The organism is Bradyrhizobium sp. LMG 9283 (assembly GCF_045571415.1).
Lineage (GTDB): Bacteria > Pseudomonadota > Alphaproteobacteria > Rhizobiales > Xanthobacteraceae > Bradyrhizobium.
This window is the reverse complement of the sequence record NZ_CP120691.1, coordinates 8,571,237-8,589,360: the sequence shown is the minus strand read 5'-3', so window position 1 is coordinate 8,589,360 and position 18,124 is coordinate 8,571,237. Positions and strand designations below refer to the sequence as shown.

Below are 18,124 nucleotides of genomic sequence, written 5' to 3'. Positions count from 1 at the left end.
ACCTTTCCCCGCTGGGGAGAGGTGAACACCGACTGCACTCGATTTCACCTGTTCTAGCTAAGCTCCGATACCTCACCCTCGGGCAGGCCGAACTCGAACGTGTTCAGCGTCATCGACACCAGCGTGTAATAGCCGCACAGCCCGATCACCTCGACCACGCCGCGCTCGCCGAGCAGCTTCACGGCATCATCGTAGAGTCCCTTCTCGACGCCGTGCCCCTCGTGCAGCGACTTCGCGAGATCGTAGATCACCTTGCCCCTGGGATCGTCGAAGTCAGGCGTGCGGCGATCGCGGATCGCGTCGATGATCTCCGGCTTCATGCCGCCGGCGAGCGCGAGCCGCTTATGCGCATACCATTCGTAATGCGCGGTCCAGTGCCGCGCCGTCACCAGGATCGCGATCTCCGAAAGCTTTGCCGGGAAGATCGTGTCGAAGCGCAGCACCTCGCCCAGCCGCGTGGCGTGACGGGCCATTTCCGGACTGTTGAGCCAGGCCATCATCGGCGCCGGCGGCTTGCCGCGCTTGCCGGCAATCGACTCGTCATAGGTCTGGCGCTGGCTCTCGTTCATTTCGCCAGGCGAAAGAAGCTTCAGGCGCATTGTCGTTTCCTCTTTGTTTTCAAGCCGCCATGCCGTCGACTATAGCGGAATGCACGCCTGCGGAAGTGGTTGAATTCCGCGGGGGCTTGGCCCAGAGTCGCGCTCAACAAGTCGATTTTTGAGTGATGGAAACGACCATGAGCGAAACTGAATCCGCCGAACTCGAACAATTCCGCAAGGAGGCGCGCGCCTGGCTGGAGGCCAACTGCCCGCCGGAGATGCGCAAGCCCGCAACGTCGGATGCCGACGTGTTCTGGGGCGGTCGCAACGCAAAGTTCTCGTCCGAGCCGCAGCGCATCTGGTTCGAGCGCATGCGCGACAAGGGTTGGACGGTTCCGGACTGGCCGAAGGAGTATGGCGGTGGTGGCTTGAGCCCAGCCGAGCACAAGGTGCTTCGCGTCGAGATGGCGCGGATCGGCGCCCGGCCGCCGCTGTCGAGCTTCGGCATCTGGATGCTCGGGCCGGCGCTCCTGAAATACGGCAACGACGCCCAGAAGAAGGAGCACCTGCCGAAGATCGCCGCGGGCGAGATCCGCTGGTGCCAGGGTTATTCCGAGCCGAATGCCGGCTCTGATCTCGCCTCGCTCCAGACCCGGGCCGAGAGCGACGGCGACGACTTCATCATCAACGGCCAGAAGATCTGGACGTCCTACGCCAATTACGCCGACTGGATCTTCTGCCTGGTCCGCACCGATCCCACGGCCAAGAAGCACGACGGCATCAGCTTCATCCTGTTCGACATGACCTCGAAGGGCGTCTCGACCAAGCCGATCCTGCTGATTTCGGGCTACTCGCCGTTCTGCGAGACCTTCTTCGACAATGTTCGCGTGCCGAAGTCGCATGTGGTCGGCACCATCAACCGCGGCTGGGACGTCGCGAAATATCTGCTCCAGCACGAGCGCGCGATGATTTCAGGCATGGGCGAGCGCGGCGTCGGCCGCCCGCTCGGCCAGATCGCGGCTGACTCGGTCGGCACCGATGGGCAAGGCAGGCTCGACGACGCCATGCTGCGCGGCCAGATCGCGCGCTTCGATGTCGATGAGGCCGCGCTCGCGGCCTGCGCCGAGCGCGCCGTCGATCTCGCCAAGGCCGGGCAGGCGCATCCGGCGTTCTCCTCGGCGATGAAATATTACGGCACCGAGCTCAACAAACGCCGCTACGAGATCCTGATGTCGGCCGGCGGCGTCGATGCGCTGGAATGGGAGAGCGAGCGGTCCAAGCAGGGCGCGCGCCCGCGCGCCTGGCTGCGCACCAAGGCCAACTCGATCGAAGGCGGCACGAGCGAGGTGATGCTCGGCATCGTCGCCAAGCGCATCCTGGATCTGCCGGGGGCGTAAATCGGTCGTTCCGGGGCGGCGCGAAGCGACGAACCCGGAACCTCGAGATTCTCCGGAGCGCAATTGCGCTCCGTAGTTCGCGTCTTCGACGCGCCCCGGAATGACGGCAACAGATATACATTCCGCCAAACGTTTAGAGATTTGCACATGGCCCTCGTCCTCACCGAAGAACAATCAATGCTCCGTGACAGCGCGCGCGGACTGATCAGCGACAAGGCACCGGTGTCGCATCTGCGCCACTTGCGCGACAGCAAGGACCCCATCGGCTTCTCCAAGGAGTTTTGGCACTCCTTCGCCGAGATGGGTTTTGCCGGCCTGCTGGTGCCGGAAGAATTCGGCGGCAGCGGCCTCGGCTATGTCGAAGCCGGAATCGTCATGGAGGAGATCGGCCGCACCCTGATGCCCTCGCCGTTCCTCGCCACCAGCGTGGTCGCGGCCTCGGCGCTGAACCGCGGCGGCAACGCCGCGCAGAAGTCGGAGTTTTTGCCGAAAATCGCGAGCGGCTCGCTGCTTGCGACGCTCGCGATCGACGAGGGCGCCAAGCATCGCCCGCTGCAGACCAGCCTGCAGGCCGTGCGCGCCGGCAATGGCTTCAAGCTCTCCGGCGCCAAGGCACTGGTGGTCGATGGCCATGTCGCCGATCTCCTGATCGTCGCCGCGCGCACCGCGGGCGCCGCCGGCGAGCGCGAAGGCTTGACGCTGTTCCTGGTCGATCCCAAAGCCAAGGGCGTCGCGATCGAGCGCACTATCATGGTCGATGCGCACAACGCGGCGCGGATCGAATTCGCCAATGTCGAGGTCACCGCCGACAGCGTGCTCGGCGAGATCGATCAGGGCTCGGGCCTGCTTGATGGCGTGCTCGATATCGGCCGCGGCGCGGTCGCCTCCGAGATGGTCGGCCTCAGCGATGAAGTGTTTGGCCGCACTGTCGAATACCTCAAGAGCAGAAAACAGTTCGGTAAGCTGATCGGCGAATTCCAGGCGCTGCAGCACCGTGCCGCGGAGCTCTATATCGACATCGAGATCACCCGCGCCGCGGTGATGAAGGCACTGCAGGCATTGGACGCCGACGTTGCCAAGGCCGCATCAAGTGTCGCCGTGGCAAAAGCCCGCGCCGGCACCACCGCCACGCGCGCGGTGCAGGAAGGCGTGCAGATGCACGGCGGCATGGGCATGACCGACCAGTTCGACATCGGCTTCTTCATGAAGCGGGCTAGAGTGTGCGAGGAATTGTTCGGCGACGCGAACTACCACACCGAGCAGCTGGCGCGGACGCGAGGGTATTGATCTCGTGGCCGGATGGAGCGCGGCGTAATCCGGGGCGTCTCCGCGCAATGACACCGCCCCGGATTGCGCTGCGCTCCATCCGGTCTACGGACCTCACATGAGGCGCGAGCTACGCATCCCATCCTCAGTGTCGTCGTCCGGCTTGACCGGGCGACCCAGTACGCCGCGGCTTCTCCGCATACGACTGACGTCTCTGGAATACTGGATCGCCCGCTTTCGCGGGCGATGACAGTTGAGAGTGTGGAAAGTACCTGCCCCAAGCTCGTCATTGCGAGGAGCGCTTGCGACGGAGCAATCCAGTCTGTCACCGGGGAAAGACTCTGGATTGCTTCGCTTCGCCCGCAATGACGGCCGACAGACCGTCCCTTACCTCATCGGCGGTGCGTACTGCACCCCGCCCGCATTCCAGAGCTGGTTCATGCCGCGCGGGATCTTCAGCTTGGACTTCTCGCCGATATTGCGCTCGTACATCTCGCCGTAATTGCCGACGTGGCGGATGATGCGGGCGGCCCAGTCCTTGGTGAGGCCGAGCTGCTCGCCGTAATTGCCCTCGGTGCCGACCAGGCGCATCACGTCCGGCTTCTTCGACTTCAGGGCCTCGTCGATGTTCTCCGAGGTCACCCCTAGCTCCTCGGCGTTGATCATCGCATACAGCGTCCACTTCACGATCATCATCCAGTCGTCGTCACGCTGGCGCACGACGGGGGCGAGCGGCTCCTTGGAGATCATGTCCGGCAGGATCATGTGGTCGCCGGGCTTGGAGAGGTTCAGCCTGAGCGCGTAGAGCTGGGAGACGTCGGCGCTGAACGTATCGCACTTTCCGGTGTCGTAGGCCTTCACCACGTCGGCGAGGTTTTCGAACTTCACCTCTTCATATTTCATGTTGTTGGCGCGGAAGTAGTCGGCAACGTTGAGCGCCGTCGTCGTGCCGGCCTGCACGCAGACCTTGCTGCCGGTCAGGTCCAGCGAGGTCTCCTTGTTGCGCGAACGCGGCAGCATGAAGCCTGCGCCGTCGTAATAGGCGACGGCGGGGAAATAGAGGTCGTAGTCGAGCTCGCGCGCCATGCTCCAGGTCGAGTTGCGCGAGAGGATATCGACCTTCCGGCTCTGCAATTCCTTGAAGCGCTCGCTGGCGTCGAGCGGAATGAACTTCGCCTTGCCCGGGTCGTTGAAGATCGCCGCGGCGACCGCGCGGCAGAAATCGACATCGAAGCCGGTCCAGTTCTTGTTGTCCTCGGAATATGAGAAGCCCGGCAGGCCCTTGTTGACGCCGCACAGCACTTCGCCGCGTCGAACGGTGCGCTTCAGGGTGCGGGTGTCGTAGAATTCATAGATGATGGCGAGGACGCCGACCAGCACGGCGACCGCGAGCCCGATCAGCAGGCCGCCACGAAAAGTACGCATGATGTGTCTCTCTCGAAAGTATCGGGAAAAGGAATTGGGGGGAGGGGTGCGAGCATGATCGGTCCGATCATGCTCGAAGCATAGCCCTTAGAGTTCGGGCTTCTGCCGGATGACGACCTTGGTCCCAACAGGGACGCGATCGTAGAGATCGGCGACGTCGTTGTTGACGAGACGGAAGCAGCCCGAGGACACCTTGGTGCCAATCGTGTCAGGACGGTTGGTGCCGTGGATGCGGTAGACCGTGGTGCCCAGATACATGGCGCGGGCGCCCAGCGGATTGCCGGGGCCACCGGCCATGAAGCGCGGCAGATAAGGCTGGCGCTGGATCATCTCGGGCGGCGGCGTCCAGTCCGGCCACTCCTTCTTGTTGGTGATGGTCACCAGCCCTTGCCATTGGAAACCGTCGCGGCCGACGCCGATGCCATAGCGGATCGCGCGCCCGCCGGGCTGCACCAGATAGAGGTGGCGTTCGGCGGTCGCGACGATGATGGTGCCCGGCGGTTCCGTGGTGCGGAAGTAGACGACCTGCTTCTGCCATTCCGGATCAAGCTGGTAGGAATCGTCCGCAATCAGACCCGGCTCGTCGCCGCGGTCCGGCTGCTGGGCGAAGGCGTGCGGCGCGCAGAGGATTAGTCCCATCGCAGCCACGAAAATCCCGGTCAGGCGACGAAAATCCGTCATTTCAAGCTCTCCCCGCTGCCACAGCGCAAATCATTCGGAACCATCAAACCTGAGGGGCAAGTTCATGGCAAGTTGATGGCGCGCCGCCCTGGCATGTCACGAGAATGCTTTGGTTTTTTGACGGGCCGGAGCAATGCCACAAACAGGGGATGGCGCGAAAAGCATAGAATGTCGCGGCGAGGGCGGTGCGCTCCCTTTCCCGCTTGCGGGAGAGGGCAGGGGAGAGGGTGTCTCCGCAACGGGACACTCCCCCAGAGGATAAAGCCCTCACCCGGTGTTACGCGCCGACCTCTCCCGCAGGCGGGAGAGGTTCGAACTGAGCTCGCGGTGAGATCGACCTCGACGATTGGCAATCGAAGACAGTCAGATCCGGTTGCTCTCCGCCGCAATCCCGAGCCGCCGCACGATCTCGGCGCCCACGGCGCGGGCCTCGACTCGCGACCCGATACGAGGGCTGCGAAACCGCCGCCCCGAATACAGCCGGATCGCGACGATGCAGTGCTCGTCCTCGGACCGGCCGCGGCGCTCGACGGTGATCGTCTTCACGTCGCGCCCTTCGATATGGTCGGCGCGCAGGCTGCCGTCGCCCCACAGGCGCTCGACCTGAATGTCGTGCTGCCGGATGATCCAGAACGCACCCGTCACTAGATTGGCGTATCTGTGCACCGCGAAGGCGGCGATCGCGCCGATCGGCAGCAGCACGATGTCCACCGGCCCGGGCGGCAGGCCGCGCCAGAGCTTGTAGGCGTAGGGGACGGCGCACAGCACGAGGGCGATGAACGCAACGATCTTGATGTCCCTTGCGGGAAACGGCTCGAGCGGATCGCCGAGACGCATCTCGGGATTGCTGGCATCGAGCGGGTTGCTCGGCGCCTCGACATTGGGAACGTCGAACTGTTCGGCGATCCGAGCCACGGTGTCATGAACATGCGTGACGTCGGCGATGGGTGGCGACGTCAGCCGCTCGCCCGAGGCCAGCGTGAACGCCAGCTGGAAGCGGGCTTTTATTCTCTTGCTGCCGGGAACCTGCAGTCCCGCGATGTCGTGTTTCGCGATGATCCGCGTGCGCAGCTTTCCGAACGGCCGCTGCTGCCCGATCAGGATTTCGTCGGGCGTGATGATCCACACCACGGCCGGCGCCATCATGATGCCGACGACGAACCCGGTTCCCACCAGCAGCGCGACCACCGATATGATGATTTCCAGGATGTCATGCGTAAACAGTCCCGGCGTGAAGCACAGGGCGACGGCGACCGCAAAGCCGGACATGACCAGCCGCTGCGCGATCGAAGAGCCTTCACGAAGGCGGATGTCGCTATAGCTGGGCGTGTCGTCCATTGCGGCGGCTGATTGCGTGGTTTGCGAAACTCCACGGACGGGTCCGTGGAGTCAAGCAACAAGGGCGACAACTAAACCCGCCGCGCGATGGCCGCGCGGCGTCAGCCGTCGATGTTCAGCAGCCTCGCCACGGTGCGGTCGATCTGGTCGTAGCTGCCTTCGCCGGCGTGCTGGAACACGATTCTGCCGGTCTGGTCGATGATGTATTGTGCCGGCCAGTATTGGTTGCGATAGGCGTTCCAGGTTCTGGAATCATTGTCCTGCGCCACCGGATAGGTGATGCCGTGACGCTTCAGCGCGGCCTGCACGTTGGCGGCCGAGCGCTCGAACGGGAATTCCGGCGTGTGCACGCCGACCACGACGAGACCCCGGTCCTTGTACTTGGCATAGAGGTCGGTGACGTGCGGCAGCGTGTTGACGCAGTTGACGCAGCCGTAGGTCCAGAAGTCGACCAGCACGACCTTGCCGCGGAGATCGGCCATGCTCAGCGGTTTCGAGTTGAACCAGTTGCTGATGCCGCTGAAGTCGGGCGCGGTCTGTTGGCCTGCGGCAGCGGTGACGATGGGTGTGGCACGCACAGCCTCGTCGCAGATGCCGGGGATGACGGCGCCGGTGACGGTGATGCCGATCAGTGCGGCGCCTACAGCAAGCAGTTTGAGAGTCATGGACGAGTCCTCCGGTGAAAATGAGGGTGATCACAAGCCGATCTGGCCGGTGGGATAGAAGCCGGTGAGCCACGCCACGATCAGCGTGTCGTATTGGAAATAGGCGGCAACGGCGAAGCCGATCACGACGATTCCAAAGCCCTGTTGCAGCCGTGGCGAGACTCGCGCGAGGCTACGCACGCGCGTCGTCGCGGCCTGTCCGCCATAGGCGATCGCCAGCATCGGGATCGCCGCGCCGATGGCGTAGGCGACCAGCAGCGTGCCGGCCCAGGCAACGTCCTTCGACGTCGCCACCAGCGTCAGGATCGAGCCGAGCACCGGCCCGGCGCAGGGTGTCCAGACCAGGCCCAGCGTGGTGCCGAGCACGAGCCCGCCGAGCGCGCCCTCGCGCTGCGCGCTGCTCGAGCTACCGAGACCGAGCCAGCCATTGAGCCGGATCGACAGCCATTCGAACGGCGCCGGCCACAGCATCAACAGGCCGAAGCCAAGCAGCAGGATGGATGCGGCTTCGCGCAGCACGTTTGGATCGAAATCGAACAGGTGCGTGATCGCGCCGAGCAGCAGTGCGACTGCGGAGAAGGAAACGACGAAGCCGAGCGCGATCATCGCCGGGCGCAGATGCCCAGCGCGCCCGATCGAGGCGCCGAGCAGGATCGGCAACATCGGCAACGTGCAGGGCGCGGCGATGGTGAGAATGCCGGCGAGGAGAGCGAAGAGCAGTTCGAGCATGAGGCACTCGTGAGGGAGGTCACGAGGGCAGTTCGGGCTGGATGCGTCAGGCGTTACGCGGCGTCACGCCTTCGTGACGGGGCGATCCTGCCGGCCAGGATGAACCTGCACTCCCCCGCTTGCGGGGGAGGCTGTGGAGAGGGTGTCTCCGCAATGGGACACTCCCCCAGAGGAAAGAACCCTCGCCCGCCGCAAGCGGGAGAGGCGGGAGCCCGCGGCGGCCAGTTCAGGCCCAAAGACAAAACGACCCGGACGGGGCATCGTCCGGGTCGTTGGAGGTCTTGGGAGGTTTAACGAAACCGTATGCGAGCTTTTTAGGGGGGAAGTTTTTCCGCCTGATGTTGTCGTTTGTTTCAATTGTTTCGTCGGCGGTAACGCTTCCGTGTCCGGGGATAGGGCCAGAACTGAGGTCCCATCCCTTTGAAATCATTACCCTTACGCCGCGAAGCGATCGACGCCGGCGCCCTTAAGCAAATCGGCCAGTTGCTTGCGGGCGTAGAACATCCGGGTCTTCACCGTGCTCTGGGGGATGCCGATGATCCGGCCGACCTCCTCCACCGACTTCTCGTGGTAGTAGACGAGATTGATGATCTCCCGATGCGCCGGCGACAGCTTCTGCACGCAGGCGCGCAGGATGGCGCTGGTGTCGCTGCGGTCGAGCGAGGTCTCCGGCGTATCGTTAGCGTCGGGAATCTGGCGCACGTCTTCCTGGTCGATGTCCTCGAAGCGGCGCTGGCGCATCGCGGTCAGCGCCTTGAAGCGAGCGATCGAGAGCAGCCAGGTCGAGACCTGCGAGCGGCCCTGGAATTGGCCGGCGGTCCGCCACACGTCCAAAAACACCTGGCTGACCAGGTCTTCCGCCGTGGTGGCGTCGCGCACGATGCGCAGGATGAAGCGGTACACCCGCACATTATGCCGGCAATAAAGGATGTGCATGGCCGTCCGGTTGCCGTCGGCAATGCTTTCGAGGAGCATGTCGTCCGAAGTCGCCTGAGCGGCAATGATGCTCTGGCTGGCCTGGGCGTTGATGGCGATGACGTTCCGCATGGACTTGGCTCCCCGTAGCGCCGCAACCGAGCGGCGTTTCCTTGGACCAAAGTGTTAATGAGCCAACGTTTCGGGACGTCTGCACGAAAAGCGGAAAATGGTTTCATCCGCCGCCCAATTGTTTCGTCGAAAGGGGTGCGACGAAACATTCGGGGCAAAAAGCCGTGGAATTTCAATGTGCGGGAAATACGGGGGTGGCTGTGAGGGCGGATGGGGCGCCGGGAACGTATTTCGGGCTATTGCGTTCGGTGCCGGCGCTCCACCTCGGTCGTCCTGGGATCGGCGCTCCCTTTGGGACAATCGGTGGGTGGGCAAGTCGCGAAGCTGCTGCTTGCAATGCCTGCAGGATAAGGCCGACGTCACTTGCTCCGTCATTGCGAGCGCAGCGAAGCAATCCAGAATCCCTCCGCGGAAAGACCCTGGATTTGCTTCGCTGCGCTCGCAATGACGATGGAGGCGGCGGTGTCCCGCCTACGCCTTCTCGCCTGCCGGCGAGAACAGGTAGCCGCCGCCGCGGATGGTGCGAATCACGGCCGGTTTTGCCGGATCGGGCTCGATCTTGCGGCGGATGCGCATGATGCGCAGATCGACGGCGCGGTCGAAGGCCTCGGCATCGCGCGCATTGGCCAGTTCCAGCAGACGCTCGCGCGACAGCACGCGCTTCGGATTGGCCGCGAACACCTTGAGCAATCCGAACTCGGACGCCGTCAGCGGATGCTCGTTGCCCTCATCGTCGCGCAAGGCCTGTGCTTCGAGATCGAGCCACTTGGTGCCGAAGCGCACCAGCTGGTCCTTGTCCGATTTCGCCGCCGACGCGTCGGACGCTGCTGCCTTGGCCGGCCCGCTCCGCCGCAGCACCGAGCGGATGCGCGCCATCAGCTCGCGCAGCTCGCACGGCTTTGCCACGTAATCGTCGGCGCCGAGCTCGAGTCCGACGACGCGGTCGATCGGGCTCGCGGTGGCCGTCAGCATGATGACAGGCACGTTGATGCGGCTCTTGAGGTCGCGGATGATCGAGAGCCCGTCTTCCTCGGGCATGTTGAGGTCGAGCACGACGAGGTCAGGCATGCTGCCCTGGATCGCAGCGCGCAAGCTCTTGCCGCCGTCGCACAGCGTCACGGTGAAGCCGTGCATCTTGAGATAATCGCCGACCATCTCCCGGGCCGGGGCCTCGTCGTCGACGATCATGATGTGCTGGCTTTGGGTCATGTCACTAAAATCTTGGCGCTCAAATCATGGCATTTCTGTCGCGGGCAGCGTGATGGTGAATGTCGAGCCCTGGCCGGGCCCGTCGCTGTCTGCGGTTACCTCGCCGCCATGCATGTCGATAATACGCTTTACAATCGACAACCCAAGCCCTGTCGAGCTCTCGCCGCCGGTCGGTTTTGCGGAGAGCCGCTGGAACCGGCCGAACAGGCGGCCAAGATCTTCCGGCGACAGGCCGGCACCGTCGTCGCTGACGCGGACGATGGTGTCGCCACCCTCATGGGTGACGACGACGCCGATCTTGCCACCGATCGGCGAGTATTTGATGGCGTTGCTGATGAGATTGTCGATGGCCTCGCGGATGCGGTCGGTGTCGCACATGGTGACGATGTTGGGCGGCGCGGTGACGCTGATCGCCTGCTGCTTGTTGACCGCGAGCGGCTGGTTGGCCTCGGCAACCTCCTTGACCAGGGCCGCGACGTCGACCGGCTCGCGGCGGATGGTGATGTCGAAGGCATCGGCCATCGCATCCGAGATCAGGTGATCGACCATCGTGGTCAGCCGCTTGGTGGCATCGCGGATGTGGTCGACCTGGGCGACCACGCCGCCCATCGATGCGCCGGTCGAGATCAGCTCCTTCAGCATCTCGGTGCGGCCGAGGATGACGCCGAGCGGATTCTTCAGGTCGTGCGCGACGGTGCCCAGAATTTCGTTCTTGAAGCCGTTGGCGCGCTGCAGCCGCAGCCATTGCGCCGAGAGGCGGCGGTTCGCCTGCATCAGCGCGCGGGTGCGCTGGGCGACGCGGTCTTCGAGCTGGGTGTTGGCGTCCTGCAGCTGCTGGTAGAGGATCACGTTGTCGAAGGCGATCGAGAGCCGGCTGGAGAAAATCTCGACCAGCGAGCGGTCGGTCTCCGACAATTCGCGCTCGGCCTGTAGCAGCACCACGACCTCGCGGCCGGATCCGGTGCGCAAATAGATCACGCTGCGGTGGTCGGCGAACTCGTTCTTGCGGCGCTGGAACGCGGCCTCGACCATCTCGCGCAGCTCGGGATCGAGCGCCTTCGACGAGGTGGTGCCGATGAAGCGGCTGTAGCAGCCGCTGCCGGCGAGCACCGAGAGCTCGGGATCGATGCCGCCATTGTCGCGCAGCACCAGGATGCCGGCGCAATCGACGTTGAGCAGCGAAGCGAGCTGGGTCAAGACGCCCTCGGCGAGCCGCTGCATCGACTTGAAGTCGTACAGCGTGGAAGCGGCGTCGATGATGATCTCCAGCCCGCGCCGCGTCTGCACCATGCGCTCGAGCTGCTGATAGGAGCGCAGCGCCGCGGTCAGCGAGGTGAACAGCTTATCGGCGGTGAGCTCGGTCTTGGCCTTGTAGTCGTTGATATCGTACTGCACGATGACGCGCCGCTCCGGCGCCTGGCCGGGCTGGCCGGTGCGCAGGATGATGCGCACGGTCTCGTTCCTGATCTCGTTGCGGATGAACTCGACGAGCTCGAGGCCGGCCACGTCGGTCTCCATGATGACGTCGAGCAGCACGGCGGCGATGTCGCTGTGCTCGGCCATCAGCTTGCGGCCTTCCGCCGCGGAATAGGCCGACAGGATCTCCAGGCTCTGGCCGTTGAGACTATAGTCCGACAGCGCGAAACGGGTGCCGTCATGCACGGCCGGATCGTCGTCGATGACGGCGATCTTCCATTTTCGGGCGTTGCTATCCTCCGACGCGGTACCGGTATCGTCGATCAGGTGGAGGACATCGTCCTGTTCGGCCATTGAGAAGATCCGTCACTTTCTGTGCTTTGCGCGCCGCCCTTGGCGATGCGGGGCATGATAATGCGAAAAGTCGTGCCTTGTCCCAGCTTGGATTCCAGCATCATCCGGCCCCCGAGCTGCTGCGTCACGAGGTTATAGACGATATGCAGGCCAAGTCCCGTGCCGCCTTCATTGCGCCGGGTGGTAAAGAAAGGGTCAAAGGCCTGGCGCTGCACGTCGGGGGTCATGCCCGCGCCGTCATCGCTAAAGATGATCTCGATGTCCTCAGTCCCGCGCGGCCGCGCCGAGATCGTGATGGTGCCGGCGCGCCCGTCGGCGAAGGCGTGGTTGGCGGCGTTGAGGAACAAATTGGTCAGGATTTGGCCGTAGGAGCCGGGATAGCCGTCAAGCAGCAGCCCCTCGGGCACGTCGACCTCCAGCGTGATCGGCGAGCGCTTCAGCACCGGGCGCAGGCTGGCGATGATCTGATCGGTGGCCTCGCTCAAGCTGAATTGCCGCCGTTCGGCGTGTGAGCGGTCGACCGCGACCTGCTTGAAGGACTGGATCAGCTCGCCGGCGCGCTGCAGGTTGGCGACGAGCTGCTGCGAGGCATCGCGCGAGGACTGCACGAATTCTTCCAGCTGCGAGCGGCGCAAACCGCCCTCGCCCTTGAGCTGGGCCTCGAAGATCTCGGTGCGGCGGGCAAAGCTCGAGGCCACGGTGAGGCTGATGCCGATCGGGTTGTTGACCTCGTGGGCGACGCCGGCGACCAGGCCGCCGAGCGCAGCGAGCCGCTCGGCATCGATCAAATTCTGCTGTGCGGTATTGAGCTCGAGCAGCGCGCTCTCGGCCTTTTCCTTCGATGCGCGCAGCTCGTCCTCGGTCTGGCGCTTGGCGATCGCGTTCTCGCGGAACACCTCCACCGCGCGCGCCATGGCGCCGACCTCGTCGCGGGCCTTGGTGCCCTGCACCTCGCGGTCGAGGTCGCCGAGCGTGATCGCGCGCATCGCCGCCATGATCTGCTGCAGCGGCAGACGGATCGATAGCGCGATCAAGACGCCGGCGGTGAGGATGATGCCGAGGAAGATGATCGCGATCGACAGCACGCGGCGGGAAATGTCGGCCAACGTGCGGTCGAAGGTCTCCTGCGCCTTCTGCTCGCGCTGGCGCATCTTGGTGGAGAGATCGTCGATGGCGCCAATCGCCTCGGCCTGGCTGGCGTCGATGGTATTGCGCAAGAGCTCGGTGCGGCTCGCCAGCTGCTCGGAGAGCTTTGCAAAGCCTTCGCGCAGGGACGCGGTGCGGGCGGCGAGCTTTTGCAGCGCCATGCGCTGGAGGTCGTTGTCGGCGAGATCGATCATGACAGGGATCGTCTTCTCGATCGTCTCGGTGTTGCGGCGCGCGTCGTCGGCCGCGCCCGATGACTGCGACAGATAATAGGAATTGGCCGCCACCAGCATCGCGGTGAAGGCCTCGCGGGACTTGCCGAGCGAGGGCCAGATCAGCGCGTCGCGATGGCCGGTGGCGCCTTCGATGATGGAGTAGAGGCCGGCCATGTCCCTGGCCGGGCCCTGCACCTGCTCCTCATAGGTCTTGGCGATGGTCGCCTGCACGCTGCGCAGCTCGCCGAAGCCGTTGAGGAAGCGGTCGGTGGTGCGCTCCAGCTCCTCGACCGAGCCCGACAGCATCGGGTCCTTGGCGGCGCGGCTCGTCAGCGTGCCCAGCACCGCCTCGCGCAACAGCAGGATCTCCGCGAACAGGTCCGGGCTCGGCTGGTTGATGTAGCGGTGGATCAGATTCTGCAGCCGCCCGGTCTCGCTTTCGAGCAGCGCCAGGATCCGGTCGGACTCGCGCACCCGGCGCACATCGTCCCAGGCCGAGCCGAGCACCTGCGCGCCGTTCCAGATCATCGCGACCAGCACCACCACCACGGCGGAGTTCAGCGCCGCGATCGACAGGATGCGCCAGCGGATCGGTACCGCCCGCAGCACACCGACGAGTCGCGCGCGCAGCTGCCCGATTGGGCCGGGCGGCCTGTCCGCGTGTTCGTGATGTCCAAGCGCAGCCAACAGGCCTCACTCCACCTTGCGAATGCGTTCGATCAGCGCGGCCGCCGCCGGATCGCGCGCGGCCTTGGCATAGATCGGAACCATCGCCTCCTCGAACGGCTTGCGGTCGATATCCCTGATGATGGTCACGCCGGCGTCCTGTGCCTTGCGCTGCGACTGCTCCTCGAGGTCGCGCCACTTCTCGCGCATGAATCGGCTGGAGCGCTGCGCGGCCTCCTTGAAGATGGTCTGCTCCTCCTCCGAAAGGCTCTTCCAGGCCTTCAGCGAGATCACCAGCACTTCGGGGCTCATCGTATGCTCGGTGAGCGTGTAGTAGCCGGCATGCCTGTAATGATCCGTCGTCACGAAGGATGGCCAGTTGTTCTCGGCGCCGTCGATCAGATGGTTGGCAAGCCCGGTGAGCACCTGCCCATAAGGCAGCTCGACCGGTTCGGCGCCGAGCGAGCGGATCATCTGCCTCATCAACTCCGACTGTTGGACCCGGATCCGCAGGTCCCGGAGGTCTTTGATGCTCCGGACCGGGCGGACGCCGTTGTAGATCGACCGCGCACCCGAATCGTAGAACGCGAGCCCGACGAAGCCGTAGGGCTCGAAGCTGCCGAGGATCTCGTTGCCGATCGGCCCGTCCAGCACCTTCTGCATGTGCTCGATGGACCGGAACAGGAACGGCATCGCGAGCACGTTCATCGCCGGGACGAAATTGCCGATCAGCGCCACGTTGGTCCGGTTGAGGTCGATTGCGCCGGCCCGGGTCTGCTCGATGGTCTCCTTTTCCTCGCCGAGCTGACGGGAGTGGAACACCTTGATCTCGTGCCGGCCCTTGGTGCGCTCGGCGATCAGGGCGCCCATGTAGCGCAGCGCCTGGACCGTCGGGTAGTCCTCGGTCTGGGTGTCGGCGGCGCGAAATTCGCGCGCAACGGCGTCCGTCGCCCAGACGACGAGCAGAAGCGCGACGAAGATCACCCCGGTCCGCGAGAGTTCGGCACGGCTCAACACTGGCACACTCAACCCCTCAGAGATGGAGTCTATGGCGGAAGGAAAAGGTTCAATGCAATCTAGCAGATGGTTAAGGGAAGGCCATCCCGCGCCCGGCCTCCGGACTGATTGTGCGGCGCGGCCGCCTCTCATTCCCGGTTGAAACCGCAGAGGCCGCGCCTTAAGCAGGGCAGCCGCCTTTCGTCGTGCGACACGGGAAGAGCCATTGTGACGTCAGCATCGCGCCTTTTGCAGGTCCTCGCCGCCGTCGCGGCTCTCTCGCTGGCCGCCCCGGTGCGCGCCGCCACCGACATCGCGTTGTGGCACGCCATGTCCGGCGAGCTCGGCCGGCAGCTGGATAAGCTCGCCGTCGACTTCAACGCCTCGCAGTCCGATTACCGGATCGTGCCTGCCTACAAGGGCAACTACACCGAGACCGTGACGGCCGCGATCTTCGCCTTCCGCTCGCGCAGCCAGCCCGCCATCGTCCAGGTCAACGAGGTCGCCACCGCCACCATGACCGCGGCCAAGGGCGCGATCTATCCGGTGTTCAGCCTGATGCGGGACCAGGGCGAGCCGTTCTCGCTGGGCGATTACCTGCCCGCGGTCTCCGGCTACTACACCGATGCGGCCGGCAATCTGCTGTCCTTCCCGTTCAATTCCTCGACGCCGATCCTCTATTACAACAAGACCATGTTCCGCGACGCCGGCCTCGATCCGGAAGCGCCGCCGAAGACCTGGCCGGAATTGGGAGCGGCCGCGAAGCGCCTGCGCGACCGTGGCGCTATCTGCGGCTTCACCACGTCGTGGCCGTCCTGGATCCATGTCGAGAACTTCTCTGCCTTCCACAATCTGCCGGTGGCGACCCGGGCGAACGGCTTTGCCGGGCTGGACGCGGAATTGACCATCAACAATCCGAGGCTGGTGCATCACGTCGCGGCGCTCAGCGAATGGCAGAAGACCAAACTGTTCGACTATAGCGGCCGCGGACAAGCGGCGGAGCCACGATTCCAGAAGGGCGAATGCGGCATCTTCATCGGCTCATCGGCGACGCGCGCCGACATCAAGGCGAACTCCAAGTTCGAAATCGGCTACGGCATGATGCCGTACTGGCCGGACATGAAGGGCGCGCCGCAGAACTCGATCATCGGCGGCGCAACGCTGTGGGTGCTGCGCGACCGTCCGCGCGAGGAATACAAGGGCGTGGCGCGATTCTTCGCCTATTTATCCCAGCCCGGCGTGCAGGCCGCCTGGCACCAGAACACCGGCTATCTCCCTGTGACCCGCGCTGCCTTCGAGCTGACTCGCTCGCAAGGATTCTACGAGCGCAATCCGGGCTCGGCGATCTCGTTCGAGCAGATCACGCTCAATCCGCCGACGGAGAATTCCAAGGGCATCCGGCTCGGCTCCTTCATCCTGATCCGCGGCGCGATCGAGGACGAGCTCGAGCAGGCCTTCGCGGGTCACAAGAGCGCCCAAGCCGCGCTGGATTCCGCTGTCGAGCGCGGCAATAAGCTGCTGCGCCAGTTCGAGCGCGCGAGTCCGGAACGGTAGCGACATTTGCGATTAGGTCTCGCTGCGACCACGAACGAGGTGCGCTTTCTCCCCCGCTTGCGGGGGAGGGCTGGGGAGAGGCGGTCTCCGCATCGGGACAATCCCCTAGAGGAGAAAGCCCTCACCCGACGCTTCGCGTCGACCTCTCCCGCAAGCGGGAGAGGTGCACCTGGGCGTGCACCGGATCAACTCAAGCCTGTTCTGGGTGAGCGAGTACGAATGACCAATGTTATGGCGCAACTGCCTGACCTCACCGACGCAGAAAGCTTTCGCGCCTTTCGCTCCGCTTCCGCGCAATGGCTGCCAATCGCGCTCGACATCGCGCGCGGCCATGGCCTCGATGCCAGCTCGCCGCATGTGTTTGCGACCGGGACCAATCTCGTCGTCGGCCTCGACGACAAGCTGATCCTGAAGATCTTCCCGCCGCTGCTCCGCGCGCAATTCGTCTCCGAGCGCGCCTCGCTGACGCAGCTCGCCGGCCGTCTCGACTTGCCGATCCCCGAGATCGTCGCGCAAGGCGAGCGCGACGGCTGGCCCTATCTCATCATCACCCGCCTTGCCGGCACGCTGGGCTCGGAGGTGTGGCCTTCGCTGCCGGAAGATCAGAAGGAACGCCTGCTGCGCCAGATCGGCGAGACCATCGCGGCCGTGCAGCGTGCCCCTCTCGGGGAGCTCGCGCATATCGAGCCGCGCTGGGACGCGTTCATGCGCACCCAGATGCAAGGTTGCCACGCGCGGCACGCCCGTCTCGGCCTCGCACCAAAATTCCTCGCCGGCCTCGACGACCTCCTGCGCGATGCCGCAAAGCTCATTCCGATGGATGCACCGCCGGTGATCCTGATCGGCGAATACATCCCAGAGAATTTCCTGCTCGCCTGCAATGACGGTCAATGGTCGCTCAAAGGCCTGTTCGATTTCGGCGACGTGCTCGCAGGATGGCGCGATTACGACCTGCTCGGCCCCAGCGCCTTCATGGCGGCGGGCCGTCCGGGCCGGGTCCGCAGCCTGCTCGAAGGCTTCGGCTATTCAAAGCCCGATTTCGCACTCAAGCGTCGACTGATGGCCCTGATGCTGCTGCACCGCGCCAGCGACCTCAACGCGCACATCTGTATCGATGGCTGGCAGGACAAAGCCAGCGACCTGGTCGAGCTTCAGGAGCTGATCTGGCGAGGGTGAGTGGTCCCCCGCAAACAACGTTGTCCCGGATCGGCGCTCCGCTCCAGACAATGCTGCGCCATTGTCAGGAGCTGCGCTTGTCCGGCGACGACAGCGGATGGTGTGCTCGATTTGTGTCCCTCTACTCCTGGCAGCCTATTTTCTGAGCAAATCCTTCTTGTTGTATGCAAAGGGGCGCTGCCCCGCTGACTGCGACCGCAGTCAATTTTTCCTGCTTTTCGTTTGAAATCAATGCATTGAAGCGATTTTTAGCTTTTCATTCACCCTTGGCACGAACCTTGCGAATCCGGTTCCAACCAAAAACG

Annotated in this window: 15 protein-coding genes; 4 read left to right on the top strand and 11 right to left on the bottom strand. The window is 64.4% G+C overall.

Going from position 1 to position 18,124, the window contains the following annotated elements; translation table 11 throughout:
* Positions 1–53: 53 nt before the first annotated feature.
* Positions 54–599 carry a carboxymuconolactone decarboxylase family protein gene (locus P6U29_RS40065; RefSeq protein WP_407115589.1) on the bottom strand — a complete coding sequence of 182 codons (546 nt, stop codon included), beginning with the start codon at positions 597–599 and terminating at the stop codon, positions 54–56.
* 137 nt (positions 600–736) lie between these two features.
* Here P6U29_RS40065 and P6U29_RS40060 point away from each other — a divergent pair, with 137 nt between their 5' ends.
* A complete protein-coding gene (locus P6U29_RS40060) occupies positions 737–1,936 on the top strand; it encodes an acyl-CoA dehydrogenase family protein (RefSeq protein ID WP_407115587.1) in 1,200 nt (399 codons plus the stop codon).
* Positions 1,937–2,083: 147 nt separating this feature from the next.
* Complete coding sequence (locus P6U29_RS40055; RefSeq protein ID WP_407115585.1) at positions 2,084–3,223, top strand: acyl-CoA dehydrogenase family protein; 1,140 nt, start codon at positions 2,084–2,086, stop codon at positions 3,221–3,223.
* Between the two features lie 366 nt (positions 3,224–3,589).
* Here the strand turns inward: P6U29_RS40055 and P6U29_RS40050 are convergent, their stop codons facing one another.
* From P6U29_RS40050 to P6U29_RS40005, 10 genes are all read right to left on the bottom strand, one after another.
* Entirely contained in the window at positions 3,590–4,627 is a 1,038-nt protein-coding gene (locus P6U29_RS40050; protein ID WP_407115584.1) for an amino acid ABC transporter substrate-binding protein, read from the bottom strand.
* An 87-nt stretch (positions 4,628–4,714) separates the two neighbouring features.
* A complete protein-coding gene (locus P6U29_RS40045) occupies positions 4,715–5,308 on the bottom strand; it encodes a L,D-transpeptidase (protein ID WP_407115583.1) in 594 nt (197 codons plus the stop codon).
* A gap of 363 nt (positions 5,309–5,671) precedes the next feature.
* On the bottom strand, positions 5,672–6,646 hold the full coding sequence (locus P6U29_RS40040) for a hypothetical protein (RefSeq protein WP_407115582.1): 975 nt from the start codon (positions 6,644–6,646) through the stop codon (positions 5,672–5,674).
* Between the two features lie 101 nt (positions 6,647–6,747).
* A complete protein-coding gene (locus P6U29_RS40035) occupies positions 6,748–7,311 on the bottom strand; it encodes a redoxin domain-containing protein (RefSeq protein ID WP_407115581.1) in 564 nt (187 codons plus the stop codon).
* Between the two features lie 30 nt (positions 7,312–7,341).
* Positions 7,342–8,040 carry a cytochrome c biogenesis CcdA family protein gene (locus P6U29_RS40030; protein WP_407115580.1) on the bottom strand — a complete coding sequence of 233 codons (699 nt, stop codon included), beginning with the start codon at positions 8,038–8,040 and terminating at the stop codon, positions 7,342–7,344.
* A gap of 435 nt (positions 8,041–8,475) precedes the next feature.
* Positions 8,476–9,087 carry a sigma-70 family RNA polymerase sigma factor gene (locus P6U29_RS40025; protein ID WP_407115579.1) on the bottom strand — a complete coding sequence of 204 codons (612 nt, stop codon included), beginning with the start codon at positions 9,085–9,087 and terminating at the stop codon, positions 8,476–8,478.
* A 471-nt stretch (positions 9,088–9,558) separates the two neighbouring features.
* A complete protein-coding gene (locus P6U29_RS40020; RefSeq protein ID WP_407115578.1) occupies positions 9,559–10,296 on the bottom strand; it encodes a response regulator in 738 nt (245 codons plus the stop codon).
* Positions 10,297–10,320: 24 nt separating this feature from the next.
* Positions 10,321–12,066, bottom strand: coding sequence for a DUF3369 domain-containing protein (locus P6U29_RS40015; protein ID WP_407115577.1), 1,746 nt, complete (start codon positions 12,064–12,066; stop codon positions 10,321–10,323).
* Positions 12,036–14,114: an ATP-binding protein gene (locus P6U29_RS40010; protein WP_407115576.1), complete on the bottom strand. Its 2,079-nt coding sequence runs from the start codon at positions 14,112–14,114 to the stop codon at positions 12,036–12,038. Before P6U29_RS40010 ends, P6U29_RS40015 begins: the two co-directional genes overlap by 31 nt.
* A gap of 6 nt (positions 14,115–14,120) precedes the next feature.
* Complete coding sequence (locus P6U29_RS40005) at positions 14,121–15,116, bottom strand: TRAP transporter substrate-binding protein (protein ID WP_407115575.1); 996 nt, start codon at positions 15,114–15,116, stop codon at positions 14,121–14,123.
* A 201-nt stretch (positions 15,117–15,317) separates the two neighbouring features.
* On the opposite strand from P6U29_RS40005, the gene ugpB reads away from it, so the two are divergent.
* Both ugpB and P6U29_RS39995 read left to right on the top strand, forming a co-directional pair.
* Positions 15,318–16,643 carry a sn-glycerol-3-phosphate ABC transporter substrate-binding protein UgpB gene (gene ugpB / locus P6U29_RS40000; protein WP_407115574.1) on the top strand — a complete coding sequence of 442 codons (1,326 nt, stop codon included), beginning with the start codon at positions 15,318–15,320 and terminating at the stop codon, positions 16,641–16,643.
* A gap of 219 nt (positions 16,644–16,862) precedes the next feature.
* Positions 16,863–17,819: an aminoglycoside phosphotransferase family protein gene (locus P6U29_RS39995; protein WP_407115573.1), complete on the top strand. Its 957-nt coding sequence runs from the start codon at positions 16,863–16,865 to the stop codon at positions 17,817–17,819.
* Positions 17,820–18,124 lie beyond the last annotated feature (305 nt).

What these genes read in the sequence shown, in the direction of transcription:
- P6U29_RS40065 (WP_407115589.1), bottom strand. Translation starts at nt 599, where the DNA reads ATGCGCCTGAAGCTTCTTTCGCCTGGCGAAATGAACGAGAGCCAGCGC.
- P6U29_RS40060 (WP_407115587.1), top strand. Translation starts at nt 737, where the DNA reads ATGAGCGAAACTGAATCCGCCGAACTCGAACAATTCCGCAAGGAGGCG.
- P6U29_RS40055 (WP_407115585.1), top strand. Translation starts at nt 2,084, where the DNA reads ATGGCCCTCGTCCTCACCGAAGAACAATCAATGCTCCGTGACAGCGCG.
- P6U29_RS40050 (WP_407115584.1), bottom strand. Translation starts at nt 4,627, where the DNA reads ATGCGTACTTTTCGTGGCGGCCTGCTGATCGGGCTCGCGGTCGCCGTG.
- P6U29_RS40045 (WP_407115583.1), bottom strand. Translation starts at nt 5,308, where the DNA reads ATGACGGATTTTCGTCGCCTGACCGGGATTTTCGTGGCTGCGATGGGA.
- P6U29_RS40040 (WP_407115582.1), bottom strand. Translation starts at nt 6,646, where the DNA reads ATGGACGACACGCCCAGCTATAGCGACATCCGCCTTCGTGAAGGCTCT.
- P6U29_RS40035 (WP_407115581.1), bottom strand. Translation starts at nt 7,311, where the DNA reads ATGACTCTCAAACTGCTTGCTGTAGGCGCCGCACTGATCGGCATCACC.
- P6U29_RS40030 (WP_407115580.1), bottom strand. Translation starts at nt 8,040, where the DNA reads ATGCTCGAACTGCTCTTCGCTCTCCTCGCCGGCATTCTCACCATCGCC.
- P6U29_RS40025 (WP_407115579.1), bottom strand. Translation starts at nt 9,087, where the DNA reads ATGCGGAACGTCATCGCCATCAACGCCCAGGCCAGCCAGAGCATCATT.
- P6U29_RS40020 (WP_407115578.1), bottom strand. Translation starts at nt 10,296, where the DNA reads ATGACCCAAAGCCAGCACATCATGATCGTCGACGACGAGGCCCCGGCC.
- P6U29_RS40015 (WP_407115577.1), bottom strand. Translation starts at nt 12,066, where the DNA reads ATGGCCGAACAGGACGATGTCCTCCACCTGATCGACGATACCGGTACC.
- P6U29_RS39995 (WP_407115573.1), top strand. Translation starts at nt 16,863, where the DNA reads ATGACCAATGTTATGGCGCAACTGCCTGACCTCACCGACGCAGAAAGC.